At 68.2% G+C, this 25,266-nt stretch carries 19 protein-coding genes, 1 tRNA gene and 1 pseudogene; 19 read left to right on the top strand and 2 right to left on the bottom strand.

Annotated elements, in window-relative coordinates; all coding sequences use genetic code 11:
• The first annotated feature begins 152 nt into the window (after nt 1–152).
• The 8 genes from ABTV68_RS15845 (at nt 153) to ABTV68_RS15810 (ending at nt 9,105) form a co-directional block, all read left to right on the top strand.
• On the top strand, nt 153–1,727 hold the full coding sequence (locus ABTV68_RS15845) for an ABC transporter substrate-binding protein (RefSeq protein WP_433674662.1): 1,575 nt from the start codon (nt 153–155) through the stop codon (nt 1,725–1,727).
• Between the two features lie 65 nt (nt 1,728–1,792).
• Nucleotides 1,793–2,764, top strand: coding sequence for an ABC transporter permease (locus ABTV68_RS15840; RefSeq protein ID WP_433674661.1), 972 nt, complete (start codon nt 1,793–1,795; stop codon nt 2,762–2,764).
• The gene (locus ABTV68_RS15835; protein ID WP_433674660.1) at nt 2,761–3,645 is read left to right on the top strand and encodes an ABC transporter permease; all 885 of its coding nucleotides are present in this window, start codon (nt 2,761–2,763) and stop codon (nt 3,643–3,645) included. The genes ABTV68_RS15840 and ABTV68_RS15835 overlap by 4 nt, the downstream gene beginning before the upstream one ends.
• Before the next feature lie 76 nt (nt 3,646–3,721).
• Nucleotides 3,722–4,882, top strand: a complete 1,161-nt coding sequence (locus tag ABTV68_RS15830; RefSeq protein WP_433674659.1) for an anhydro-N-acetylmuramic acid kinase — start codon at nt 3,722–3,724, stop codon at nt 4,880–4,882.
• A complete protein-coding gene (locus ABTV68_RS15825) occupies nt 4,879–5,358 on the top strand; it encodes an N-acetyltransferase family protein (protein WP_433674658.1) in 480 nt (159 codons plus the stop codon). The genes ABTV68_RS15830 and ABTV68_RS15825 overlap by 4 nt, the downstream gene beginning before the upstream one ends.
• Nucleotides 5,355–6,431 carry a mandelate racemase/muconate lactonizing enzyme family protein gene (locus tag ABTV68_RS15820; protein WP_433674657.1) on the top strand — a complete coding sequence of 359 codons (1,077 nt, stop codon included), beginning with the start codon at nt 5,355–5,357 and terminating at the stop codon, nt 6,429–6,431. Before ABTV68_RS15825 ends, ABTV68_RS15820 begins: the two co-directional genes overlap by 4 nt.
• A complete protein-coding gene (locus ABTV68_RS15815; RefSeq protein WP_433674656.1) occupies nt 6,428–7,480 on the top strand; it encodes a serine hydrolase domain-containing protein in 1,053 nt (350 codons plus the stop codon). Before ABTV68_RS15820 ends, ABTV68_RS15815 begins: the two co-directional genes overlap by 4 nt.
• Complete coding sequence (locus ABTV68_RS15810; protein ID WP_433674655.1) at nt 7,477–9,105, top strand: ABC transporter ATP-binding protein; 1,629 nt, start codon at nt 7,477–7,479, stop codon at nt 9,103–9,105. The genes ABTV68_RS15815 and ABTV68_RS15810 overlap by 4 nt, the downstream gene beginning before the upstream one ends.
• A gap of 55 nt (nt 9,106–9,160) precedes the next feature.
• Here ABTV68_RS15810 and ABTV68_RS15805 read toward each other — a convergent pair whose 3' ends face one another.
• Nucleotides 9,161–11,320 (bottom strand): hypothetical protein, encoded by a 2,160-nt coding sequence (locus tag ABTV68_RS15805; protein WP_433674654.1) that lies wholly within the window; start codon nt 11,318–11,320, stop codon nt 9,161–9,163.
• Nucleotides 11,321–11,562: 242 nt separating this feature from the next.
• Complete coding sequence (acs, locus tag ABTV68_RS15800) at nt 11,563–13,530, bottom strand: acetate--CoA ligase (RefSeq protein ID WP_433674653.1); 1,968 nt, start codon at nt 13,528–13,530, stop codon at nt 11,563–11,565.
• A gap of 363 nt (nt 13,531–13,893) precedes the next feature.
• Between acs and ABTV68_RS15795 the strand changes: the two genes are divergently transcribed.
• The 11 genes and pseudogenes from ABTV68_RS15795 to ABTV68_RS15745 form a co-directional block, all read left to right on the top strand.
• Nucleotides 13,894–15,906, top strand: coding sequence for a TadA family conjugal transfer-associated ATPase (locus tag ABTV68_RS15795; protein ID WP_433674652.1), 2,013 nt, complete (start codon nt 13,894–13,896; stop codon nt 15,904–15,906).
• Between the two features lie 28 nt (nt 15,907–15,934).
• The gene (locus tag ABTV68_RS15790; protein WP_433674651.1) at nt 15,935–16,780 is read left to right on the top strand and encodes a type II secretion system F family protein; all 846 of its coding nucleotides are present in this window, start codon (nt 15,935–15,937) and stop codon (nt 16,778–16,780) included.
• A 192-nt stretch (nt 16,781–16,972) separates the two neighbouring features.
• Entirely contained in the window at nt 16,973–17,167 is a 195-nt protein-coding gene (locus tag ABTV68_RS15785) for a DUF4244 domain-containing protein (RefSeq protein WP_433677629.1), read from the top strand.
• A gap of 11 nt (nt 17,168–17,178) precedes the next feature.
• Nucleotides 17,179–17,535: a TadE family type IV pilus minor pilin gene (locus ABTV68_RS15780; protein ID WP_433674650.1), complete on the top strand. Its 357-nt coding sequence runs from the start codon at nt 17,179–17,181 to the stop codon at nt 17,533–17,535.
• Between the two features lie 58 nt (nt 17,536–17,593).
• The gene (locus tag ABTV68_RS15775; RefSeq protein WP_433674649.1) at nt 17,594–17,911 is read left to right on the top strand and encodes an Rv3654c family TadE-like protein; all 318 of its coding nucleotides are present in this window, start codon (nt 17,594–17,596) and stop codon (nt 17,909–17,911) included.
• 368 nt (nt 17,912–18,279) lie between these two features.
• Nucleotides 18,280–21,078, top strand: coding sequence for a type I DNA topoisomerase (gene topA, locus ABTV68_RS15770; protein WP_433674648.1), 2,799 nt, complete (start codon nt 18,280–18,282; stop codon nt 21,076–21,078).
• Nucleotides 21,075–21,704, top strand: a complete 630-nt coding sequence (tmk, locus tag ABTV68_RS15765; protein WP_433674647.1) for a dTMP kinase — start codon at nt 21,075–21,077, stop codon at nt 21,702–21,704. The genes topA and tmk overlap by 4 nt, the downstream gene beginning before the upstream one ends.
• A gap of 40 nt (nt 21,705–21,744) precedes the next feature.
• Entirely contained in the window at nt 21,745–22,908 is a 1,164-nt protein-coding gene (locus tag ABTV68_RS15760) for a DNA polymerase III subunit delta' (protein ID WP_433674646.1), read from the top strand.
• Nucleotides 22,905–24,449 carry an alpha/beta hydrolase gene (locus ABTV68_RS15755; RefSeq protein ID WP_433674645.1) on the top strand — a complete coding sequence of 515 codons (1,545 nt, stop codon included), beginning with the start codon at nt 22,905–22,907 and terminating at the stop codon, nt 24,447–24,449. Before ABTV68_RS15760 ends, ABTV68_RS15755 begins: the two co-directional genes overlap by 4 nt.
• Before the next feature lie 68 nt (nt 24,450–24,517).
• Nucleotides 24,518–24,593 (top strand) — tRNA-Thr (locus tag ABTV68_RS15750).
• Nucleotides 24,594–24,697: 104 nt separating this feature from the next.
• Nucleotides 24,698–25,261: pseudogene (locus ABTV68_RS15745) on the top strand (isochorismatase family protein); the annotation flags it as partial.
• Between the last annotated feature and the right edge of the window lie 5 nt (nt 25,262–25,266).

The following is a 25,266-nucleotide window of genomic DNA, read 5'->3' as shown; positions in this document are numbered from 1 at the left end:
GGAACTCCTCTTTCCGGCTTGACACTACCGTGCATGGAAAAAAGTTTCATCTGCGAACGTTCTGGTGTACTTTTGTGCCAATCGAGATCACCGATGCTCTCCTCGGCGGCACAGCACCCATCGTCAGGCGAGGCATCTGAAGAGGAGTCCTCATGAACGCAGGATCGCGCAGGATGCGCGTCACCCTCGCCACGACCGGCCTCGTGGCCGCACTGGCGCTGGTCGTCACCGGCTGCACCTCCGGTGGTGGCAACACGTCGCCGAGCTCGGCGCCCGAGGGCAGCGGTGCCGCCGCGGCCGGCGGTGCCCTCGTTATCGGCGTGACCAGCGACCCCGACACCCTGGACCCGTGGAAGGCCACGCAGTTCCAGGCCGTCAACGTGCTGCAGAACCTGTACGGCACGCTCACCGAGTTCGACGCCGACCTGAACGTGGTTCCCGGGCTCGCCGAGAAGTGGGACGTCTCCGAAGACGGCCTCACCGTCACGTTCACGCTCCGCAGCGGCGTCACGTTCGCCGACGGCAGCGCGTTCGACTCCGCCGACGTGAAGCACTCGCTCGAGGCCATCATGAACCCGGACACGGCTGCGGTCTCGGCCGCATCGCTCGCCTCGGTAGCATCCGTCGCCGCACCGGACGAGAGCACCGTTGTCCTCACGATGAAGTCGCCGGACGCGGCGCTGTTCGCCAACCTCGCCGTCGTGAACATGGCGATGCTCTCCAGCGACGACGCTGAGTCGTCTCTGGAGACCAAGCCCAACGGCACCGGTGCCTTCAGCTTCGACAGCCGCACCCCGAGCCAGTCGATCACGCTCAAGCGCAACGAGTCCTACTGGGGCGACAAGGCGATCCTCGACTCGGTCGAGTTCCGCGTCATCCCCGACGAGTCCTCCATCGTGTCCGCGATGCAATCCGGCAACGTGCAGTTCGCTGTGTTCAACGACCCGCTGGTGGCGCAGACCGCCGAGACCGGCACCATCTCGGTCGCGAAGACGCCGCAGCTGAGCTACCACGCGCTGCAGCTGAACGCCCACAAGGACGCCGTCTCCGACGTCAACGTCCGCCTGGCCATCCAGTGCGCCGTGGACCGTCAGCAGGTGCTGGACACGGCGGCACTGGGCGAGGGCGAGGTGACCGGCCCGATCACATCGCCGGCCTACCGTTCCGACCCCGATGCGCGTCCCTGCCCCACCCGTGACCTGGACAAGGCCAAGGAATACCTCGCGAAGGCAGGCAAGGCGGGCGGCGTCGAGCTGACCACGATCGTGTCCCAGGGCGAGTACGCAACGTCCGTCAACGAAGCACAGAACCTCAAGTCGCAGCTGGCCGAGGCCGGCATCACGCTGAAGCTGGACGTTCTGGAGTCGGGCGCGTACGTCGAGCGGTGGAAGGCCGGCGACTTCGACGCCGCTGTCGCGCTCAACGGCGGTCGTCCGGACCCGGACGGCATGTACTCGCGCTACTTCACCAGCACGGGAAACCTGAACCAGGTGGCCGGCTACAGCTCGCCCGAGCTGGACAAGCTGTTCGCGGACGGCAAGGCCACGAGCGACCCCGCCGAGCGCAAGAAGATCTACGAGCAGGTCTCCGATGAGCTGGAGAACAACGCCGCGTGGATCTGGATGTTCACGAGCTACACCTACACCGCCACCACGTCGAACGTGACCGGCTTCACCCCGATGGCCAACGGCTCGCTGCAGTCGCTGCGCACCACCGGTCTGAACTGATCCGACGTGCGGGGCGGGCATCACGCCCGCCCCGCACGTTCGCCTGAATCCACGGGAGCTGATCCATGCTGAGATCGATCCTCCGCAACGTCTGGCTGCGGAAAATCCTCGCCGCGATCGGCACGCTGTTCGGCGTCGCCGTCTTCGTGTTCGTGATGCTGCGCGCCATCCCCGGCGACCAGATCACCGCGAGCCTGGGCACAGAGGGAGCGTCGCTGACGCCGGAGCAGCGGCAGGCGCTGGAGGCCTATTACGGCATCGACCAGCCCCTGATCGTGCAGTTCTTCTCGTGGCTCGGCAACATCTTCGTCGGGAACCTCGGTTTCTCATCCCGCGCGCAGACAAGCGTCGCCGACCTCACCGCGGCCTCGCTGCCGGTGACGATCGAGCTGGCGATCCTCTCGATCGTGCTCGCGCTGGTGATCGGGATCCCGCTCGGCATGCTGTCCGCCTCCAAGCCTGACTCCCCGCGAGATGCGGTGGGCCAGGTCGTCGGTCTCGCGGGTCTCTCGATCCCGGCCTTCCTTCTCGGGACGGCCCTGCTCGCCGTCTTCGCGGCGTCCTTCGGCTACAACCCGAACGGTCAGGGATACGCCCCGCTGTGGGTGAACCCGGGCCTCAACCTCCAACAGATGCTGATGCCCGCTTTCGTGCTCGCCTTCGGCATCGCGGCACCGATCATGCGGACCACCCGTACGGCGGTGCTGGAGGTGCGCTCCAACGACTTCATCCGCACGGCGCGTGCCAAGGGCGTGCCCGCGCGCCGCCTGCAGTTCACCCACGTTCTTGGAAACGCCCTCGTGCCGATCGTGACGATGACCGGCCTCCAGTTCGGCTATCTCCTCGGCGGTGCCGTCGTGGTGGAGCAGATCTTCTCCCTCCCCGGGATCGGCCGTCAGGTGCTGCTGGGCATCCAGCAGAAGGAATACGCGCTGGTGCAATCCACGGTGCTGATCATCGCGCTGTCCTTCGTGATCGTGAACCTGCTGACCGACCTTCTCTACCGGATCATCGACCCCCGGGTGCGTGCATCATGAGCGACCTCTCCACCACCGCGATCGCCCCCGGCGGCGGTCAGCTGCGCGAACGTGTTCGGCTGCTGCTGCGCAGCCGCTCCGGTCTCATCGGTCTGATCCTCGTCATCCTCCTCACGCTGCTGAGCCTCGCGTCCGCGTTCGGGTGGCTCCCGTACGACCCGCTGGCGCAGGATCCGCCCTCGCGGCTGCAGCCGCCGAGCGGTGCGCACTGGTTCGGCACCGATCAGTTCGGACGCGACGTGTTCGTGCGCGTGGCCGCGGGCGTCGCCAACTCCGGTCTGATCGCCGTGGTCGCCGTCGCGTTCGCCACCGTCGTCGGAACCCTCGCGGGTGTGTTCGCGGGGTTCTACCGCGGCATCTCCGACGGCGTCGTGACGGCCATCACCAACATCCTGTTCGCCTTCCCGCCGCTGCTGCTGGCCCTGGCGCTGGCATCCGTGTTCGAGCGCAACTGGTTCACGATCGCGGTGGCCATCGCCATCGTGTACGTGCCGATCTTCATCCGCGTGACGCGCGGACCCGTGCTCACGCTGCGCGAGGTGGAGTACGTGAAGGCTGCCAAGAGCACGGGGCAGTCCAGCATCGCGACGGTGTTCCGCCACGTGATCCCCAACCTCACGTCGATCATCATCGTTCAGGTCACGCTCTCGCTGTCGTGGGCGGTACTCACGGAGGCTGCGCTGAGCTTCCTCGGTCTCGGTGCCCCGCCGCCCGCTCCCTCGCTCGGATCGATGATCTTCGAAGCACGCACGCTGATCATGGTGGCGCCGTGGACGATGATCGCCCCCGGCATCGTGGTGGTGCTGCTGGTCGTCGGCCTGAACCTGCTGGGCGACGGACTGCGTGACAGCCTCGATCCTCGCAATCGCGGCAAGCGATGACCCGAAACCCCCGAACCGCCCGAACGGCGGCCCCGTCCCTGCAGAACCGGCGCCATGCGTCGGAGGAGGAGCACTGATGCGCATTCTTGGACTGATCTCCGGTACGTCCCACGATGGGATCGATGCCGCGATCGTCGACTTCCAGGAGAGTGACGGCCACCTCGTCGGTCGCGTCGTGCACACCGCCGAGACCCCGTACGAGCCGGCGCTACGGCAGCGCATCATCGACGCCCTCCCGCCACACCCCACCACCTTCGCCGAGATGTGCGAGCTGGACACCCTCGTGGGGCAGGCGTTCGCAGACGCAGCGGCGGCCTCGATCACCGCGGCCGGTGCGGTCGATGCGATCTGCTCTCACGGGCAGACCGTGTTCCACTGGGTGGAGGACGGGCATGCGCGCGGAACTCTCCAGATCGGCCAGCCCGCCTGGATCGCCGAGTTGACCGGGGCACCCGTGATCTCGGACGTACGCATCCGCGACATCACCGCGGGCGGACATGGTGCCCCGCTGGTCTCGTTCCTGGATGAGCTGCTGCTGCGGGGCCGTGGCACCGCGGCGGCGCTCAACATGGGCGGCATCTCCAACGTCACCGTCATCCGTGACGGCTCGGTGGTGGCGTACGACATCGGTCCTGCCGGTGCCCTCATCGATGCCGTGGTCACCGATCTCGGCCTCAATCCGCTCGGGTTCGACGCCGACGGCGCGATTGCTCGCTCGGGCACCGTCGACGACGAGCTGCTGGCGTCGTTCCTCGCGGAGCCGTACTACGCACAGTCGGCGCCGAAGAGCACGGGCAAGGAGCTGTTCCACCTCCCGTACGTCCACCAGCATGTCGCGGCACTCGGTCGTGAGGTCGCCCCCGCTGATCTGATCGCGACCCTGACCGAGCTCACGGTTCGCACGATCGTGGACGACGTTCGCCGTGCGGACGTCGGCTATCTCGCCGCGTCCGGTGGAGGCGTGCGCAACCCCGTGATCCTCGAGGGGCTGCGCGCCGGCCTTCCCGACACGGAGGTGGTACTGGCGGACGAACTGGGAGCACCCGCTGATGCCAAGGAGGCGATTCTCCTTTCGCTCATCGGCTGGTGCACCCTGCACGCCGTTCCCGCGATCGTCCCCGGTGGTACCGGCGCTCGCGAACCCCGCGTGCTCGGGACGATCACACCCGGTGCCGGGCCGCTGCGGCTTCCCGCGCCCGTGCCCGTGCTGCGAGACCTGCGCCTGGAATCCGCATGACGACCATCACCCTCCGTCCCGCCGTCGCCGACGACCACGCGGCGATCACCGCGCTGTTTCTGCGCTGCTTCCGCGAGAGCTATCGCGGAATCCTCGCCGACGAGACGATCGCGGCGATGACGGACGAGCGCGCCGCCGCCCTGTGGCGGCGCGTGCTCGATGCGGCGGAGGGTGCGAGTCTGGTGGCCGTGCGTGACGCATCCGTTGTGGGCGTGACGCGCTGGTCGGCCGGCGATGTCCACTCGCTGTACGTCGACCCCGACATCCACGGAGCGGGCATCGGATCGATGCTGCTGGACGCGGCGGTCGCGCGCATTGCCGAAGCGGGCTTCGAGCGCGCACACCTCTGGGTGTTCGCTGACAACGCGCCCTCGGTCGCTTTCTACCGTTCGCGGGGGTGGGTGCCGACCGGTACCACGCGCGTGGAGGAGGAGTTCGGCAGCACCGAGCAGCAGATGGAGAAGGTGATCGGATGATCACGAAGCTCCTCGTTCACCGTCGTCGGCTCGCGCTGGCGCAGCCGTTCGTCACCGCCGTGCGGCGCGCGGATCACCTCGATGTGACCCTCGTCGAGGCGCGCGACGATGCCGGACGGTCGGGCTGGGGCGAAGCAGCCGTGAGCTGGCGGGTGACGGGGGAGAGTCCCGAATCGGTGACGGCCGTGGTCGCGGGGCCGCTCGCCGACGCCGTGGTGGGACGCGATCCCGCGGATCCGGATCTGCCGGGCATGATCGCGGGGGCCGTCTGGGGGAATGCCGCGGCGCGCAGTGCGGTGGAATGCGCCGTGCTGGACTTGGCCGCCCAGCGCGCAGGCCGCTCGTTCGCCGCTGGGCTCGGAGCTGCATCCTCGTCAGTCCGAACCGACATGACCCTGTCCGCCGCGTCCGTGGCCGAGACGGAAGCCGCCGCGGTCTCCGCCGTCGAGCGGGGGTTCGGCACGATCAAACTGAAAGTGAATGCGGCGAGCGACCTGGTCCCGCTGCTGCGGACGGTCCGAGCAGCCGTGGGCGACGATATCAGCATCCGCATCGATGCGAACCAGGCCTGGAGCGTCGCGGACGCGGTGGGTCGGCTGCATGCCGTGGAGCGCGCGGGCATCGCCATCGAGCTGGTGGAGCAGCCCGTCGCCGCCGCGGATATCGCCGGACTCGCCACCGTGCGATCGCGGGTGGGAATCCCGGTTCTGGCCGACGAGGCGATCCGCACGGACGATGATCTGGATCGGATTCTCGCCTTCGGTGCCGCCAATGCGGTCAATCTCAAGCTGGCCAAGAGCGGGGGTCCCACCGCGACGCTACGCCTCGCCACGCGGGCCAGCGATGCCGGTGTCAGTGTCTTCGTCGGCTGCATGCTCGAGAGCGCAGTGGGCGTTGCCGCCGCTGCTGCGGTGGCGGGCGCGTGCGCGCCAAACCGCGTCCACGATCTCGATGGCGGGCTGTGGTTGCACGGATCACCCGTGGTCGGTGGGGCGCGCTACGAGCGGGACCGCATCCTGCTGAGCGAGCGTGATGGGCTCGGGATCGAGACCATCACGGAGGAGACGATATGAGTACCACCGCAGCCGTCGCCCAGATCCTGACCGGGGCGAATCCGCCCACCGGCGTTGTCGTGGGCACGTCCATCGCCGGTGTCGTCGACGTCGCTGCCGGGGGTGTCGACGGGGCTGGAGGCACCGTCACGCCGCTGTCACGCTTCGACGTGGCGTCGGTGACGAAGGTCGCCGCGACGACCTCGGCACTCATGCGCCTGGTCTCGCAGGGCGAGCTCGACATCGATGTCGCGGCGGGAAGCATCCTCCCGGAGGTGCGCAGCGCGGCCGACGCGAGCGTCCGCGATCTCCTCACTCACCGAGCAGGGCTCTGGGAATGGCAGCCGCTCTACTTCACTCCCGATCCGTGGGCGACGGTGTGCGAGCTGGCGCTGCGCTATGAGCCCGGTTCGGGCAGGCACTACTCGGACCTCGGCTTCATGATCCTCGGCCGGATCGTGTCGGCAGTCGCCGGCGCGCCCCTCGAAGAGGCCGTGCGAGCGCTCGTGACCGAGCCGCTGGGGCTGTCCTCGACCGGATACGGTCCGGTCGAGGATGCGGTGGTGAGCGGTCATGGGGATGCGACCGAGCAGCGCATGGTCCGCACCGGGGAGCCGTATCCCGTCCTGCTCGCCGACCCGGGCTTCACCTGGCGCGAGGCGGACATCCGTGGCACCGTCAACGACGGAAACGCTGCCCACGCCTTCGGTGGCGTGTCCGGCCACGCCGGCCTGTTCACCACGGTGGCGGATCTGCTCACACTCGGCCGCGCCCTGCTCTGCGACGACTTCGTCGCAGAGCAGGTCTCCCAAGAGTTCTTCGCGGAGGGGCCGGATCACGGCCAGGCGCTCGGCTGGCGGACGGGCCGAGTGCGGCGGGACGGCACGGTTCACCGCATCATCTGGCATCCCGGCTTCACCGGATGCGCGTTCGGGGTGCTTCCCGACGCCGACACCGCGGTGGCTGTGCTCAGCAACCGCCTCCTTGCGGCCGAGCCGCGAACCACCGACTCCATCTGGACCGACGCGCTTCGTGCGGTCCCGAACCTCACCTGGGAGAGCACATCATGAGCACGGAACCCGTTCTGCGCATCGAGAACCTCTCGATCGCCTTCCGCTCCGGATCCGAGACCGTCACCGCGGTCAAGGGCGTCTCGATCGACGTCGCCGCGGGCGAGACGGTCGCTGTCGTCGGTGAATCCGGCTCCGGGAAGTCGACGACCGCGGCCGCGATCAACCGACTGCTTCCCGAGAACGGGCGCATCACCGGAGGCAGCGTCCGCTTCGACGGGCGCGAGATCACCGAGCTCAGCGAGCATCAGATGGTGAGCCTGCGTGGTGCCGGGATCGGTCTCGTGCCACAGGACCCGATGTCCAACCTCAATCCACTGATGCGCGTGGGCGACCAGATCGGCGAGGCGCTCGAGGTGCACGGACTCACCAAGGGGGAGAAGACCACCGAGCGCGTCATCGAGCTGCTCGACATGGTCGGCATCCCCGACGCACGAAACCGCGCGCGTCAGTACCCGCACGAGTTCTCCGGCGGTATGCGCCAGCGTGTGCTGATCGCCATGGGCCTGGCGTGCCGTCCGCGCTTGCTCATCGCGGACGAACCCACCTCCGCGCTCGACGTCACCGTGCAGCGGCGCATCCTCGATCAGCTGGACACGCTGACCGACGAGCTGGGCACCGCGGTGTTTCTCATCACCCACGACCTCGCGCTCGCGGCCGAGCGCGCCGATCGCATCGTCGTGATGTTCCGCGGCGACGTCGTGGAGACGGGCACCAGCGAGGAGGTGCTGCGCAACCCGCAGCACGAGTACACGAAACAGCTCATCGCCGCGGCTCCCAGCCTGTCCAGCCGACGGGAACCGCTGCCGGAGCGATCGGCCACTTCCTCCGAGCCGCTCGTTATCGTCTCCGACCTCACGAAGGTGTTCTCGCTGCGAAACCCCGTGGCCGGCGGCCCGACGACGTTCACCGCCGTCGACGGCGTGAGCTTCGAGATCCCACGCGGGCGCACAGTATCCATCGTGGGGGAGTCCGGTTCGGGCAAGTCGACCACCGCCAACATGGTGCTGGGACTCGAGGATGTCACCAGCGGCACCATCACGATCGACGGCATCGACATCGCCAGCGCGCGGCGTCGGCAGATGTTCGCGCTGCGCCGGCGGATCCAGCCGGTGTTCCAGAACCCGTTCGCCTCCCTCGATCCGCGATACACGGTGCAGCAGAGCATCGAGGAGCCGATGGCGGTGCATCGGGTCGGCACGGCCGCATCGCGCCGCGCGCGCGTCGCGGAGCTGCTCGACAGCGTGGCGCTGCCCTCCGCGATGGCGTCTCGGCTGCCGCACGAGCTGTCCGGTGGTCAGCGTCAGCGCGTCGCGATCGCCCGGGCCCTCGCTCTGGAGCCGGAGCTGGTCGTGCTCGACGAGGCGGTCTCAGCGCTCGACGTGCTGGTGCAGGCACAGATCCTCGATCTGCTCGCCGACCTGCAGCAGCGTCTCGGACTCAGCTACCTCTTCATCAGCCACGACCTCGCGGTGGTCCGCATGATCTCCGACCATGTGCACGTGATGCAGCGCGGGCGGATCGTGGAGAGCGGAACGCCGGAGCAGATCTTCGACGCGCCGCAGCACGAGTACACACGGGAGCTGCTGGCGGCCATCCCCGGAGCGGAGCTCGGACTCGCCTGAAACGGAACGAGCCCCGTCGCACCCTCGGGTACGACGGGGCTCGTTCCGTGTTCCGTCAGCGGGTGGCGCGACGCCCCCGTCGCAGTGCGGGTGCACACAACGTCAGCGCGCCCAGTAGCAGCAGACCGACGCCGATCGCGGGTGCGGATGACTGCTCGACACCGGTGGTGGGCAGCGCGGTTCGGCCCACCGTCGCGTCGGAGACCAGGGTGACACCGAGGTCCGCGAAGTCGAGGATGAGGTGGTGCTCACCCGCCGGAACCCGGCTCAGATCGAATGAGCCGGTGACAGCGCCCCGATCCCACTGCAGCGTTCCGATGCCGACCGGCTCCGAACGCATCGTGCCGATGAGCTTCGAGCGTGCATCCTCCATCTTCTTTGTGATGTCGGCCATGAGGTCGGCGGACTCGTTGCGCTTGTTCGTCAGCTCCTGCAGACGCAGGGCGTCCATCTGCTGCAGGCTCGCAGCGGCATCGACCTTCTTCTTCACGGCGGAGATCAGCTCGCTGAGCTTCGATGCGCGATCCGCGGGAGCGGCGTGCAGGAACGGGTCGTCGACCGCGGCGGCGCGCGCAGCCTCGACCACGGCCGCGAAGGCCTCGTCGGTGTTAGCGGCGTTGAATCCGTTCGCGGCAGACAGCAGCGCCTGGTAGGCGGTGATCAGCGTGTTCTGATCCTGGATCGCCCGAATCTGCGCGAGCAGCTGAGCGTCGGTCGTCGACGTGCGGGAGTCGGCGACCGCGCGCAACATGGCCTCGAGGTCCATGGCGACGACGGGCTGCTGGCCGAGATTCACGTCGGGAAGCAGCGGGATGACCGGGGTGAAGATGGGCGACAGAGTGACGGGAGACATACCGGGCTGCCAGGCGACACCGAGCACCTGACCCACATCGCCGAACACGACGGTGGGCTGTTGCGTCTGCAGCCCACGAAGGATCTCGAGGAGCATCGTGCTGCTGGGAGCGGTGAACACATCGGAGATGTTCACAGCACCGGGAACGCTGAGCGTCGGGGACCCGGGCGGAAATGAGGTGGGCGTCGGGGTCGGCGTCGCTGTCGGTGTTGCTGTCGGCTCTGGGGTTCCGGTGGGTTCGGGCGTTGCCGTGGGCTCAACCGTGGGTTCCGGTGTCGCGGTGGGTTCCGGTGTTGGGGTGGGTTCCGGTGTTGGGGTGGGTTCCGGAGTTGCGGTGGGCTCGACCGTCGGTTCCGGTGTTGGGGTGGGAGTCGGTTCCGGCGTTGCAGTCGGTTCCGGCGTTGCGGTCGGTTCCGGCGTTGGAGTGGGCTCCGGGGTCGCTGTCGGTTCCGGAGTGGAGGTGGGCTCCGGAGTGGGGGTGGGCTCCGGAGTGGCAGTCGGTTCCGGTGTTGCGGTCGGTTCCGGGGTCGCCGTCGGTTCCGGCGTCGGAGTCGGCTCTGGCGTCGGCGTCACCGTGGGCTCTGGCGTGCTCGTGGGCTCGGGCGCTGTCGGTGTCGGAGTCGGCTCGGGTGTCGTCATCGACACCAGCGCGAACGAACGCTCCACCTGAAGGGGGGAGCCGAGATCCCGGGGGAGCGCGAATGCGCTGTTCACCGACGGCTGCTCTTCCGCAAGGAGGTATCCCGCCGGCGGCTCGAAGGTCAGCCGATAGTCGTCATCGCTGCTCGTCGGCAGGGCACCGGTCTGGAACGAGCCGTCGGGCTGGACCGGAATCCGCTGCACGACGATGTCCTGGCTGCGAACCGCGAGCGACGCGCCCGCGAAATCGCTGAGGTAGCCGTCGGCCGTCGACGCGGTGAGCCATCCGGCCACGGTGTTGTACTGGCCCCAGAAGAGGAGGTCGGCGGAGGCATCGTCGCTCAGGAAGAACTCGGTGCGCACCGTCGTCTGTTCCAGATCACCGCGCGCGCCCGGCCAGGTCGCCTCGGCGATGTAGCTCGTGGGCTCGCCGGTCACTGCCAGACTCACCTCGCCGGTCGGGCCGGTGATCCCGCTGACGAGAGCGGTTCCGTCGCCCTCGGAGCGCTGGACATTCACGCGCACGCCCGCGAGTGGTGCCTCGGAGGAGCCATCAGCGATGAAGACGTGGACGTCCACGATGGAGGTGGGATCGGCGGCGGCGGGAAGTCCCGTCAACATCAGCCCGACGGTGGCCAGAACGGCACCACCGAACCGCGCGGCGCGGAGGTTGCGACGTGAGGGGACGGGTGAGGACAGGCCGCGGGGACGGCGAGAGAACATGATGCGCCTTTCGGGGGAGGGGAGGTGAAGCATCAGTCGGGTTGAAGGTAAGTATGTATGATGCCTAACCCCCGTCACAAGAGATGCCGACGCCCGGCCCGGGGCTCACGCACGGCGTGAAGCGCGGTGATCGCCGTCCGCTGCCGCGCAAGACCACCCCGGCCGCGCCCACGCCCCGCGCACGGACGAAGGCCCGGCCGTTCCGGAGCAGGAACGGTCGGGCCTTCGCGTCTGGATCGTGACTACTTGACCTGCTTGGAGATCACGCTCATCACGGCGGTGTCGGCGAGGGTCGTCGTGTCGCCGACCTCGCGGCCCTCGGCCACGTCGCGCAGGAGGCGACGCATGATCTTGCCGGAGCGGGTCTTGGGCAGCTCTCCGACGATGTAGACGTCGCGCGGGCGCGCGATCGGACCGATCTGCTGTCCCACCCACAGACGCAGCGTGTCGGCGAGTCCGTCCACCTGATGCGCCTTGAGGTAGTTCTCCTTGATGATCACGAAGGCGACGACGGCCTGGCCGGTGGTCTCGTCGTTCGCGCCCACCACGGCGGCCTCCGCGGTGGCCTCGTGTGCGACCAGGGCGGACTCGATCTCGGCGGTCGACAGGCGATGTCCGGACACGTTCATCACGTCATCCACGCGCCCGAGCAGCCAGATGTCGCCGTCCTCGTCCTTGCGAGCGCCGTCGCCGGCGAAGTAGTAGCCCTTGTCGGCGAACATCTTCCAGTAGGTGTCCACGTAGCGATCCGGGTCGCCCCAGATGCCGCGCAGCATACTCGGCCACGGCCGCGTGATCACCAGCAGACCACCGTTGCCGTCCTCAACCGGGTTGCCACCCTCGTCGACGATCGCCACATCGATGCCGGGAACCGGGATCTGAGCGGACCCGGGGGTGAGCTCGGTGACACCGGGCAGCGGGCTGATCATGATCGCGCCGGTCTCGGTCTGCCACCAGGTGTCCACGATCGGAGCCGAGCCGCCGCCGATGACCTCGCGGTACCACATCCACGCCTCGGGGTTGATGGGCTCGCCCACCGAACCGAGGAGACGAATCGAGGTCAGATCGTACTGCTCGGGGATCTGGCGGCCCGTCTTCATGAAGGAGCGCACAGCAGTCGGAGCCGCGTACAGGATCGTCACGCCGTACTTCTGGATGATCTCCCACCAGCGGCCGGGGTGCGGCGCGTCGGGTGTGCCTTCGTACATCACCTGGGTCGCGCCGTTCGCGAGCGGACCATAGGTCACATACGTGTGCCCGGTGACCCATCCGATATCCGCGGTGCACCAGTAGACGTCGGTCTCCGGGTGCAGATCGTGAACGATGCGGTTGGTGTACGCGGCCTGGGTGATGTAGCCGCCTGAGGTGTGGACGATGCCCTTGGGCTTACCCGTGGTGCCCGACGTGTAGAGGATGAACAGCGGCGACTCAGCGTCGAAGCCCTGTGCTTCGTGCTCCGGGCTCGCTGCCTCGACGGCCTCGTGCCACCAGATGTCGCGCTCCGCGTCCCAGTCGATCTCGTTGTCGCCGCGCTTGACCACGATCACGTGCTCCACCGTGGCCTGTGGGCCTTCGCCGTTGCGATCGGCGAGCGCCTGATCCACGGCCGGCTTGAGGGACGAGACCTTGCCCTTGCGGTAGCCGCCGTCGGCGGTGATGACGACCTTTGCTCCGGCGTCGTCGATGCGCGAACGCAGGCTGTCCACGGAGAATCCTCCGAAGACCACCGAGTGGATGGCGCCGATGCGGGCGCACGCGAGCATCGCCGCGGTCGCCTCGGGAATCATCGGCATGTAGATCGCCACGCGATCGCCCTGCGTGACACCGAGACCCTCGAGCACGTTGGCCATGCGCTTCACGGTGTCGGTCAGTTCGGCGTAGGTGACTGCCCGAGAGTCGCCGGGCTCACCCTCCCACAGCAGCGCGACGCGGTCACCGTTGCCCGCTTCGACGTGACGGTCCAGGCAGTTGTAGGCCACGTTCAGCTTCCCGTCGGCGAACCACTTCGCGAACGGCGGGTTGGACCAGTCGAGCACCTCGGTGAACGGCGTGTGCCAGGTGATCAGATCGCGAGCCTGCTGCGCCCAGAAGGCCTCGCGGTCGGCAGCCTCGTCATAGAGATCCGCCGTGGCGTTGGCCTGTGCCGTGAACTCTGGCGCCGGCGGGAATCGCCGTGATTCGTTCAGCAGGTGGTCGATCTGACTGCTCATGCGCATGCTCCTTTGCGATGAAATGACGAAGGCCGCTCCATCGCGGCTTTGGCGAATCTACTTCGCTCCTCGCGCCCAGACTACTGCCGGAAAGGAGTAGTGCAGGACGGTTTGTGAGGGGTCTGAACATGGCTTGTGCTCGGCGGCACGGGATGCGTAAGATCGGTGCTGGCCGATCAATCGATCCTGGCATGGGCGAGGCCGCCGCACCCCCAAGGGCGGTCATCGCATCAGGTGGCATCCTGTTCCCCCCACGGGATGCCACCTTCTCTTTGCCTCTCCACAGGCCTCTCCGACGGAGAAGTTCTTCCCCTCCGCAGCCTTCTCGCTCCGGTCGTGTCGCGCCCTGCCTACGCTCGCGGCATGGGATCTGGATTCGTCATCACACCGGCACCGAAGGCGCAGGAAATCGCCATCGAGGATGCTCTCGCTCCGTTTCGCGCGCAGCTGGAAGATCCGCTCGTCACCGACGTGTTCGTGAATGGTTCGCGCGGCATGTTCATCGACCGTGGCTTCGGCACCGAGCCTGTTCCCGACTGGACGGCGTCCGAACGGGAGGTGCGCGAACTGGCTTCCGAGCTCATCGCACAGGGCGGGCGGCACGTTGACGACGCTCATCCCTGTGTGGACGTTCGACTGCGCGGCGGCATCCGCGTTCACGCCGTGCTGGCACCGATCGCCACCGCGGGCACCACGCTCTCGATCCGGATCCCGCGCTTCGCCGCGACGACGCTGTCCACGCTGGTGGAGCAGGGGATGATCGATCACAGTGTCGAGGCCGTGCTGCGGGAGGCGGTCGCACGTCGGGCGAACCTGCTGGTGAGCGGCGCCGCCGGCGTCGGCAAGACCACCCTGCTGTCCGCGCTGCTGGGTGAAGCTCCGCCGATGGAGCGGATCGTCACCATCGAGGACGTGGCGGAGATCGCCCTGGATCATCCGCATCACGTCGCGCTGGAATCGCGCCAGGCGAATCTGGAAGGTGCGGGAGAAGTGGGCCTGGCGCGGCTGGTTCGCGAGGCGCTGCGAATGAAGCCGGACCGTCTGGTGGTCGGTGAATGCCGTGGTGTCGAGGTGCGTGAGTTGCTGAGCGCCCTCAACACCGGCCATGACGGCGGCGCGGGCACCGTGCACGCCAACAGCCTCGCCGACGTGGCCACCCGCCTGGAAGCGCTCGGCGCGTTGGCCGGACTCGACGAGACCACCCTCGCCCGCCAGGTCACCAGCGCGATCGAGTTCGTCATCCACCTCGAACGCGACGCCAACGGATACCGCCGTGTCGCCGCGGTGGGGGAATTCCGCATCGTCGACGGCCGGCTGTTCGTGGTGCCGAAGGAGATCCCGCAGACACCCGCTCCCGTGATGACGCGTCGATCACGACGACGTGCAGTCGTGGCCGCGGAGTCGCCGACACCGGCCTTGCCGGCGGGATTCACCGGGGGCGCTCGCGGCGGAACGGAGCTACCTCACGAGGCTCGTGGCGGAGCCCCCGCGGCGGGCGAAGCTGAGGAGATCCCGTCCTCTGGAATCGGCGGTCAAGCTGGGTCGGCGGCTTCTGACCGACGTTTCATCCCGCCGCGAACCCTCGCCAGTCAGGAACTCCCGAGGCGTCGCGACAGTTCGTCGTCAGATCAGGACGATGTCGCTGACGACCGACCGCTGCGTCAATCCGTCGCCCGATCACACTTCACCACAGACGGCGACTGGCATCGCGTCGCGGCGGTCCGTCCCGGCTCGCTTCCGATCCGGACGATCTCGGACAACCGGTTCGACGGGTCGGCGTCCGCTCGGACGTCCGACGAGTCCTCGTTGCACACCGCCGAGGAAACAGGCAAACCTGCCTTTCGCGGGCGAAGGGCGACGTCGACCGCCGGCTCGCCTCGCGCGACCGCGAAGGCCACGAGCACAGGGCCCGCGGAGGGTGGCGTCCTGCCCACTTTCGACGAGTGGCGGGAGCGTTTGCGCATCACGCCTCGGTCAGACGGGGCTTCCGCGAACGGCGCACCGCGAGTCTCGCTCCGCGAGAGGGAGCAGATCGTCGACCGCGGCAACCCGGCACACCCGAGCCCCGCCCGAGACAGTGACGCGGACGAGGCGCAGGCGTGGAGCGAACCGAGCATGCGAGCGCTGCGCGCGCCGCGAGAAGCGCCGACGCTGTCGCCTGCAGAGCTCGACGCACAGTGGGATCGGCTCATCGCCGGGTGGGATGCGAGCGGCACCGTCGGCAACGGCCGCGGTGTTGGGCTACCTCATCCCTCCGAGCACTCCGCACCCGCAGCACCACCCGTGCGCGAGCGCCACCGTGGCGGCGCGTGGACCTTCGTGCCGGTGCCGTCGGCGCCCGCAGCGTCTGAGAGCGCCGCTCATGCGGGGCGCTGAACGACGCCGAGCAGAACAGCGTCGGGTCGTGGCCGAGACTGCGCAGCGTCTGGCTGTGCTTCTGCGTGCTGGGATCTCGCCGGAACGCGCGTGGCAGTTCGTCGCGGAGGTCGACGGTGGGCCGGCCGAGTCGATCGTCGCACGGGTACGCAGCGGGGAGCGGATCGCGGACTCGGTAGAGCAGGAGGGCGAGCACTGGCGCGCTATCGCCGGTGCGTGGAGGATCGCGGCCGAGGTCGGCGCACCACTCGCCGACAGCCTGCGTGCCATCGCAGGCGCCGCGCGCGACGCCGCTGAAGCCGCGGACGATGTCGCCATCGCGCTCGCGGAACCCGCGATGACCGCTCGCCTCATGACCTGGCTGCCTGCCGCCGGTCTCGTTCTCGGCGCCGCACTGGGGTTCGACGTGATCGGGGTGGTCGTCGGTACGCCGTTCGGTGCTGCCAGTGTGATCGGCGGAGCGGGGATGATGCTGCTCGGCCGGTGGTGGTCCGCTCGCCTGATCCGATCGGCGTCACGGCGAACAGAGATGCCGGGGCTGCGAGCGGAGCTCACCGCGATTGCGTTGTCGGGCGGAGCGTCAGCCTCTCGCGCATCCGCCCTCGTCGAAGACGCCGACCCGGGCGGTGACCAGGCCACCACGTCACGCGTGCTGGAACTGTCTCGCGTCGCGGGTGTTCCGGCGGCAGAGCTGCTCCGCGCTGCGGCAGCCGATGACCGTCAGAGCGCTCGAACCCAGGGGCGACTCGCTGCCGCACAGCTCGGAAGCCGGCTCTTGCTCCCTCTCGGGGCCTGCACCCTGCCGGCCTTCTTCCTTCTCGGCGTCGCGCCGATGATCCTCAGCGTGCTCGCCTCGACACCGGTGGTGTGGTGATGAGCTGCACGTCTGCTCACCGTCGTCGCCACCCCGCAAGCCGGGATCGGCCCGCTGATTCCGCCACGAACGTGCCCTGCCCGCAAATCGTGCCCATGAACAGGAGAAGAGATGAACAATTTGACCAGCGCCGCGACCCGGCGGCGCTCCCGTGCCGAGATCGCGGCAGTCGTCCAGCGCGGAGCCCTGCCCGTGATCCGATCTGCGGGTCGGCCGAGCCGATGGGCGGTCTCGTTGAGGGACGAGAGCGGTGCGGCGACCGCGGAGTACGCGATCGCCACGATGGCGGCCGTGGCGTTCGCCGGGATGTTGGTCGTCATCATGAGGTCCGACGAGGTGCGCGGCATCCTCACCGACCTGGTGCATCGCGCGCTCTCCGTGCCGTGATCCGTCGTGCCATGGTCTCGCTCACCAGGAGAGCATGGCGCGACGAACGGGGCGGCGTCGCGGCGGAGTTCGCCGTGACGCTGCCCGCCGTGCTGCTGGTGCTCACGCTCGCTCTCGGCGCCGTATCGGCTCAGGGGCAACGGGTGCTGCTGCAGGACGCGGTGGCAGATGCCGCTCGTCTGCTGGCGCGGGGCGAGGACAGCGGGCGGGCATCGGCAGCAGTCACGGCTGCTGTGCCGGCAGCGCAGGTGAGCTCAGGAGCTGAGGGCGATCTTGTCTGCGTCGCTGCCACCGCACCCATGGTGCTGTTCGGCGAAGCCACCATCACGATCTCGGCACGGGCATGCGCCCTGTCGGGCGGTCTGTGACGGAGAGGTTCGCCTCGCATGTGACTTCGACGGACACGTCATAAGTAAGGAGGTACGGATGTCCGGAGTGGCGACGGCGATCAGCGTCATGGTCGCGGCCGGCACGCTCATGGCCGGTGCGATCGTGATCGGCGAGGCAGGGGTGATGTCCCAACGTGCGGCGGGTGCTGCGGACGCCGCCGCGCTCGCGGCCGCCGACACGGTCACGGGCGTGATCCCCGGCGACCCGTGTGCACGCGCTGGTGACGTGGCAGCCGCCAATGGCGCTGTCGTCGACTCGTGCGTCGTCGACGGCGCCATTGCCTCCGTGACGGTGCACGTGAGAGGAGGCGTCCTCACCGCTGCGGCGCGCGCTCGTGCTGGGCCGCCGGAATAGGGTGCCGGCACGGGGGCGAGTCAGGCGCGCACCGGAGGCTACGCGCGCCCGCATCGAGCCGGTAGTGGCCGAGGCGCAGATTGCGCTCGTGATTCTGAGATGTGCGATCATCGCGCTCCGAGCCTGGGCGTGCCTCGGGCGGACGCCTTGTCGGTTCACCGCTGCGCGATCTGGACCGGCGTCTGCACCAAACCCCCAAGAACAGGCCCTAGGCTGGATCATCGGCCCCGATCATCGCGCGCACAGCGCCCCGATCCGGCTCCCGACCCGCAGTTGGACTTCCCTCCACCGCGGGACCCGATCATGTGCGTCACAGCCACCGCCGCGAAAACGGCGTGTATGGTGTGCTGTCGAAGAAAGGACGCTCCGTGGCAAACGGCAAGAAGCTCGTCATCGTCGAGTCCCCGACGAAGATGAAGTCGATCCAGGGCTACCTGGGAGACGACTACGAGGTGCTGTCCTCGGTGGGGCACATTCGTGACCTCGCCGACAAGAAGAGCATTCCCGCCGACAAGAAGGCGGCGTACGGAAAGTACTCCATCGACGTCGACAACGACTTCGATCCCCTGTACGTGGTCTCGGAGCGCAAGACCAAGACCGTCAGCGAGCTCAAGCGAGCCCTGAAGAACGCCGACGAGCTCCTGCTCGCCACTGATGAAGACCGCGAGGGCGAGGCCATCGCGTGGCACCTTCTGGAGACGCTGAAGCCCAAGGTCCCCGTCAAGCGCATGGTCTTCCACGAGATCACGAAGGACGCGATCCAGGCCGCCGTGGGTAACACCCGCGAACTGGACACGGCCCTGGTCGATGCCCAGGAGACCCGACGCATCCTGGACCGCCTCTACGGCTGGGATGTCAGCCCCGTCCTCTGGTACAAGGTCCAGCCGGGCCTGTCCGCCGGCCGAGTGCAGTCCGCTGCCACCCGCATGGTCGTCGACCGTGAGCGTGAGCGCATGGCGTTCGTCTCCGCCGCGTACTGGGACGTGGAGGCCGAGGCTTCGGCTTCCGGCGCCGCTTTCGGCATCCGTCTGGTTCGCCTCGACGGCGCTCCGCTGGCGCGCGGTGCCGACTTCGATGACAAGGGTGAGCTGAAGAAGGCCGTCGTCGTTCTCGACGAGGCAGCCGCCACCGCTCTCGCCAGCGCGATCACCGCCGTGGGCACCGGAGAGGTCACCAAGGTCGAGGCCAAGCCCGGCACCCGCAGCCCGTACGCTCCCTTCACCACGTCCACCCTCCAGCAGGAGGCCGGACGCAAGCTCTCGATGACGGCGAAGATCGCGATGTCCACCGCGCAGCGCCTCTACGAGAAGGGGTACATCACCTATATGCGTACCGACTCGGTCGCGCTGAGCTCGCAGGCGATCACCGCCGCACGCGAGCAGGCCGTGTCGCTCTATGGTGAGAAGGCCGTCCCCCTCAAGCCGCGCCTGTACAAGTCGAAGTCGAAGAACGCGCAGGAGGCGCACGAGGCCATCCGTCCGTCGGGCGAACACTTCCGCACGCCGGCGTCGGTGTCTTCCGCCCTGGATCGCGATGAACTGCGGCTGTACGACCTCATCTGGAAGCGCACCGTCGCCAGCCAGATGTCCGACGCGAAGTTCGAGACCACCACGGTCACCATCGCCGTCGACGCCGCAGGGCGGTCGGCCGAGTTCACCGCGTCGGGTACCGTGTACACCTTCAAGGGCTTCCTGGAAGCGTACGAGGAGGGGAAGGACGAGCGCCGTCGCGACTCCGACGCCGCAGCCGACCAGTCCCTGCCCGCGCTCGCGGTCGGCTCGTCGGTCGGCGTCTCCGAGGTCGAGGCCAAGGACCACCGCACCACGCCGAAGCCCCGCTACACCGAGGCCTCGCTGGTGAAGGCGCTCGAGGAGCGCGGCATTGGTCGCCCCTCCACGTTCGCCAGCATCATCGATACGATCATCGATCGCGGATACGTCAGCAAGCGCGGCCAGGCCCTCGTGCCCAGCTGGATGGCGTTCAGCGTCGTGCGACTGCTGGAGGAGAACTTCGCCGAGCTCGTGGACTATGACTTCACCGCGGCTCTCGAAGACGACCTGGACGCGATCGCTCGGGGCGAGCAGCACCGTGCCGACTGGCTGAAGGAGTTCTACTTCGGTTCGGACGATCACACGGGGCTCCGCAACATCGTCGACAACGTCGGAGAGATCGACGCGCGCGCCCTCAACGCCACGCGCATCACCGACAACGCCACGCTGCGTTTCGGTCGCTACGGACCGTACCTGGAGGTCACGGATCCGGCTTCCCCCGACGCGAAGCCGCGCATCGTCAACATCCCGGAGGATCTCGCGCCTGACGAGCTCACCCCCGCCAAGGCCCAGGAGCTCATCGACGCGCCTGTCGCGGGCGACCGTGTGCTCGGCGAGAACCCCGACAACGGCAAGCTGATCGTCGTCAAGGACGGGCGCTTCGGTCCGTACGTGCAGGAGATCGACCCGCCGTCGGACGAAGAAGTGAACGAGGAGACCGGAGAGGTCGAGGAGAAGCCCAAGCGCCGCACCAAGAAGGCGGACGAGCCGAAGCCGCGCACCGCGTCGCTCTTCAAGTCGATGTCGGTGGACACGCTCGACCTCGCCACGGCGCTGCAGCTGCTCGACCTGCCGCGCGTCGTCGGTGTGGACCCGGCCACGGAGGAGGAGATCACCGCCCAGAACGGTCGGTTCGGTCCGTACCTCAAGAAGGGCGCAGATTCCCGGTCCCTCCAGACGGAGTCGCAGATCTTCGACATCACCCTCCCGGAGGCGCTGGAGCTGTACGCGCAGCCGAAGTACGGTGCGCGCCGGGCGAGCAGTGCGCTCAAGGAGTTCGAGGCGGACCCCGTCAGCGGCAAGCCGATCCGAATTCGCGACGGGCGTTTCGGCGCCTACGTCACCGACGGTGAGACCAACGTGACGATCCCGCGGGGTCAGACGCCGGACGACATCACGTTCGAGGTCGCGGTGCAGATGCTCGCCGACAAGCGCGCCAAGGGGCCCGCCCCGAAGCGCAAGGCGGCAGCCAAGAAGACCACGACGGCGAAGAAGGCGACGACGGCCGCAAAGAAGACCACGGCGTCGAAGACCACGGCGACGAAGTCGACCGCGGGCAAGAAGCCGGCCGCAACGCGCAAGCCTGCCGCGAAGAAGACGACGGACGCCGCGGAGTGAGCACTCCGCACGGCCTCTGGATCACGGTCGAGGGCGGCGACGGATCGGGGAAGACCACACAGTCCGAGCTGCTGACGGCGTGGTTGGAGGAACAGGGGCGCACGGTCGTGCGCACCCGTGAGCCGGGCGGCACCGAAGTCGGGCAGCTCATTCGCGACATCGTGCTGCACCACCGCGGCGATATCGTGCCGCGCGCCGAGGCACTTCTGTACGCCGCTGATCGCGCTCACCACGTCACCACCGTCGTGCGTCCGGCGCTGGAGCGCGGTGATGTGGTGCTGCAGGACCGGTACCTGGACTCGTCGGTCGCGTATCAGGGCGCCGGGCGGGTGCTCGACGCTGACGAGGTTCGCAACCTTTCGCTGTGGGCGACCGATGGGGCGCTGCCTGACCTCACGATCCTGCTCGACATCGACGAAGCCACCGCCCGTACCCGTCTGAACGCGGCGGACAAGCCGTTCGACCGGATGGAAGCCGAGGGCGACAGCTTCCACGCTCGGGTCCGCGCCGCCTACCTGGCGCTCGCCGCTGCCGAACCCGAGCGTTTCCTCGTCGTCGACGCCGCCGGTTCCGTGGACGATATCGCCGATCGGATCCGCTCGGCAGTGCTTGCGCGCCTGCGCTGACCACACCGGCAGTGGGGGAGGCCCCCGCTAGGCTGAAACCATGCAGACGGCGACCACCTCCGACACCCGGGATCTTCCCTGGGGCGATGTCTGGGGGCAGGATGACGCGGTCGAAACGCTGCGTTCCGCCGCTGCCGATCCCGCGAGCATGACGCACGCCTGGCTCATCACCGGTCCGCCCGGTTCCGGACGTTCCACGCTCGCCTACGCCTTTGCCGCGTCATTGATCGCCGCTCCTGGCGATGAGCACGCAATGCGGCAGGTGATGGCACGCACGCATCCCGACCTTTCTGCTCTGCGCACCGAGGGCGTGATCATCTCCATCAAGGACGCGCGCGCCCTCGTCGAGCGCAGTTACCTGTCACCGTCGGCGGGCCGTCATCGCGTGATCGTGGTGGAAGACGCCGACCGCATGACCGAGCGCACGTCGAACGTCCTCCTGAAGGCTCTCGAGGAGCCGCCCGCCGAGACAGTGTGGGTGCTGTGCGCTCCGTCCGAGGCGGACCTTCTTCCCACGATCCGCTCTCGCGTCCGTACGTTGCGCCTGCGGGAACCGGAGGTCGCCGACGTCGCACGCCTGATCCAGGCGCGCACGGGTGTGTCGGCTGAAATCGCCGAGCAATCCGCCCGCCATGCGCAGCGTCACATCGGCATGGCCCAGCGCCTCGCGACGGACGAAGCGTCGCGTCGACGTCGCGAAGCCACACTGCGCGGTGTGCTGGCGGTGCGCTCCATCGGCGACGTGATCGAGGTAGCCGGACAGATCGTTCAAGCCGCCACGGAGGACGCGAAGGCGCTCACCGCGGAGCGGGACGCGCAGGAGCGGGCTGCGCTCCTGCGCACCGTCGGCATCGTCGAGGGAGCTGCGATCCCGCCCGCCGTGCGCTCCCAGCTGAACGCGCTCGAGGACGAGCAGAAGCGTCGCGCCACCCGCAGCTTGCGCGATGGTCTGGACCGCGTGCTCACCGATATGCAGTCCCTCTTCCGTGACGTTGCCATGATGCAGTTCGGGCGCACGGACGGACTGATCAATGTCGAACTCGCCGCGGATGCACGCGCTCGCACGGAACAGTGGACGCCACAGCGCACACTCACCGTGCTGGACGCGATCACCGCCACCCGTGAGGCGCTCCAGCAGAACGCTGCGCCCGTGCTCGCCATCGAGAGCCTGCTCGTCACGGTCGGAACCGGAAGGACACCATGAAGACCTCGCTGCTGCGACGGGGGATGGCTGCGCTCGCGCTGCTGGTCACGGCCTCGCTCACCCTCAGCGCCTGTCTGTACTCGCAGATCCCGAAGGGTGCGGGCGAGATCTATCAGAACGTTCCCGCCTCAACGGAGGGCGTCCCGGAGAACCTCGTCTCCTTCTACACGCAGGAGCTGGACTGGAAGATCTGCAACACGACCTTCCAGTGCACCACGGTGAAGGTGCCGCTCGATTATGAGCACCCCGAGGAGCGCAGCATCGAGCTCGCGGTCATCCGCAGCGTCGCGATGGGCAAGCGTCAGGGATCCCTCCTCACGAATCCGGGCGGACCGGGTGCGAGCGGCGTCGCGCTCATCCGTGACTCGCTGAGTTTCGCCGTGGGCAAGCCGCTGCGCGAGAACTACGACATCATCGGCTTCGATCCTCGCGGCGTGGGGGAATCGACCGAGGTCTCCTGCCTCAGCGGCGACGAGAAGGACGCGTTCCTCTACGATCCGTATGCCGGTGCGCTGGGCAGTGAGGAGCGACGCACCGAGATGGACGCACGCGGCCAGGCTTTCGCGGAGGCATGCGCCGAGAACTCCGACGGCATCCTCCCGTTCATCACCACGGTGAACGCCGCGAACGACCTCGACATCCTCCGCGGTGTCCTCGGCGACGAGCAGCTGAACTATCTCGGCTACTCGTACGGCACCTTCCTGGGCGCCAGTTACGCGCAGCAGTTCCCGCAGCGGGCCGGGCGACTCGTGCTCGACGGTGCCATCGATCCGAGCATCTCGGGTACCGACGTGGGCCTCACCCAGGCTGCCGGTTTCGAGTCCGCGCTGCGGGCGTACATGTCAGACTGCATCACCACACGGGATTGCCCGTTCACAGGAACCGTGGATCAGGCGCTCACCGACCTGTCCACGCTGATGCACACGGTCGATGCGTCGCCGCTGCCGACGAGCGACAATCGCGTCCTCGACGGCAGCTCGCTCATGACCGCGATCTCGGCGGCCATGTACAACCAGGACAACTGGAGCTATCTTTCGCAGGCCCTGGCCGGCGCCCTGGAGGGCGACGGCAGCGTCGCGATGTCGCTGGCCGACTTCTACAACGGTCGGGTCGGTCCCGGCGAGTATGAGGACAACTCCACCGAGGCGTTCACGGCATACAACTGCATGGATTACCCCGACGAGGGCGATACCGACAGCGCGGCCGCTGAGGAGCGTCTGCGGGCTGAGGCCCCCACGATCGCCGACTTCTGGGACGGCCCCAACACCTGTGCATCGTGGCCCGTCCCGCCGACCGGAGTGCGTGCTCCGATCGTGGCCGAGGGGACGGGACCCATCGTCGTGGTGGGCACTACCAATGACCCCGCTACGCCGTACCAGTGGTCGGTGAACCTCGCCGATCAGCTCGCACAGGGCGTGCTGATCACGCGCGTGGGTGAGGGACACACCGGCTACGGCAAGGGCAACAACTGTGTGGACGACGCCGTCGAGGCCTACCTCATCGACGGCACCGCGCCGGAGGACGGTCTGCGCTGCGAGTGATCCGGCTCGCCCGGAATCTGGCCGGTTTCGGAGCACACTCGCGCATGCTGTAAGCTGATCCACGGCCCGCCGCTTTAGCTCAGTCGGCAGAGCGAGTCACTCGTAATGACTAGGTCGTCGGTTCGATTCCGACAAGCGGCTCCACAGAAAACCCCCGGTTCTCCGGGGGTTTTCGAGTTTCTCCATGATCCGTCCTTCGCTCGTGTGAGCAGAGCGTGCTTCTCCGCGGAAACACGTAGGCTCGCTCTATGGCTCGTGCACTTCTGATCGTCGACGTCCAGAACGACTTCACGGAGGGTGGCGCCCTCCCCGTCGCCGGAGGCGATGCCGTCGCGGCGGGCGTCACGGCCTTCCTGGCCGAGCACGCCGACGAGTACGACCGGATTGTCGCCTCGCGTGACTGGCACGATGCGGACGGAGACAACGGGGGCCACTTCGCCACCGGCACCCCCGATTTCGTGGACACCTGGCCCGTGCACTGCGTCGCCGGCACCCCGGGCGCTGACTACGACCCGCTGCTGGACACGAGCGCCATCACGGACCATGTCCGCAAGGGACAGGGGATCCCCGCCTACTCGATGTTTCAGGGGACGACCGAGGATGGCATCGGCACGGCGGCGCTCCTCGCCTCGTATGGCGTGACCGAGGTCGACGTGGTCGGTATCGCGACCGACCACTGCGTCCGGGCGTCCGCGCTGGATGCCGTCCACGCCGGATTCGAGGTGCGCGTCCTCACCGATTTGATCGCGGGAGTGGCGCCAGAGTCGAGCGCACGCGCGCTGAGCGAACTCGCCGCCGCCGGTGCGGACCTGGAGCC

This window comes from Microbacterium gorillae (assembly GCF_050990725.1).
In the GTDB taxonomy this organism is placed as follows: Bacteria; Actinomycetota; Actinomycetes; order Actinomycetales; family Microbacteriaceae; genus Microbacterium; species Microbacterium gorillae_A.
The sequence above is the reverse complement of the archived record's forward strand: the minus strand, read 5'-3'. Positions and strand labels throughout refer to the sequence as shown.

Bases quoted from the DNA above. Each gene is read 5' to 3' on its own strand.
- ABTV68_RS15795 (WP_433674652.1), top strand. From the start codon at position 13,894: ATGGGATCTGGATTCGTCATCACACCGGCACCGAAGGCGCAGGAAATC.
- ABTV68_RS15760 (WP_433674646.1), top strand. From the start codon at position 21,745: ATGCAGACGGCGACCACCTCCGACACCCGGGATCTTCCCTGGGGCGAT.
- ABTV68_RS15780 (WP_433674650.1), top strand. From the start codon at position 17,179: ATGGTCTCGCTCACCAGGAGAGCATGGCGCGACGAACGGGGCGGCGTC.
- ABTV68_RS15820 (WP_433674657.1), top strand. From the start codon at position 5,355: ATGATCACGAAGCTCCTCGTTCACCGTCGTCGGCTCGCGCTGGCGCAG.
- ABTV68_RS15775 (WP_433674649.1), top strand. From the start codon at position 17,594: ATGTCCGGAGTGGCGACGGCGATCAGCGTCATGGTCGCGGCCGGCACG.
- acs (WP_433674653.1), bottom strand. From the start codon at position 13,530: ATGAGCAGTCAGATCGACCACCTGCTGAACGAATCACGGCGATTCCCG.
- ABTV68_RS15825 (WP_433674658.1), top strand. From the start codon at position 4,879: ATGACGACCATCACCCTCCGTCCCGCCGTCGCCGACGACCACGCGGCG.
- ABTV68_RS15835 (WP_433674660.1), top strand. From the start codon at position 2,761: ATGAGCGACCTCTCCACCACCGCGATCGCCCCCGGCGGCGGTCAGCTG.
- ABTV68_RS15805 (WP_433674654.1), bottom strand. From the start codon at position 11,320: ATGTTCTCTCGCCGTCCCCGCGGCCTGTCCTCACCCGTCCCCTCACGT.
- ABTV68_RS15840 (WP_433674661.1), top strand. From the start codon at position 1,793: ATGCTGAGATCGATCCTCCGCAACGTCTGGCTGCGGAAAATCCTCGCC.
- ABTV68_RS15845 (WP_433674662.1), top strand. From the start codon at position 153: ATGAACGCAGGATCGCGCAGGATGCGCGTCACCCTCGCCACGACCGGC.
- ABTV68_RS15830 (WP_433674659.1), top strand. From the start codon at position 3,722: ATGCGCATTCTTGGACTGATCTCCGGTACGTCCCACGATGGGATCGAT.
- ABTV68_RS15815 (WP_433674656.1), top strand. From the start codon at position 6,428: ATGAGTACCACCGCAGCCGTCGCCCAGATCCTGACCGGGGCGAATCCG.
- ABTV68_RS15810 (WP_433674655.1), top strand. From the start codon at position 7,477: ATGAGCACGGAACCCGTTCTGCGCATCGAGAACCTCTCGATCGCCTTC.
- ABTV68_RS15755 (WP_433674645.1), top strand. From the start codon at position 22,905: ATGAAGACCTCGCTGCTGCGACGGGGGATGGCTGCGCTCGCGCTGCTG.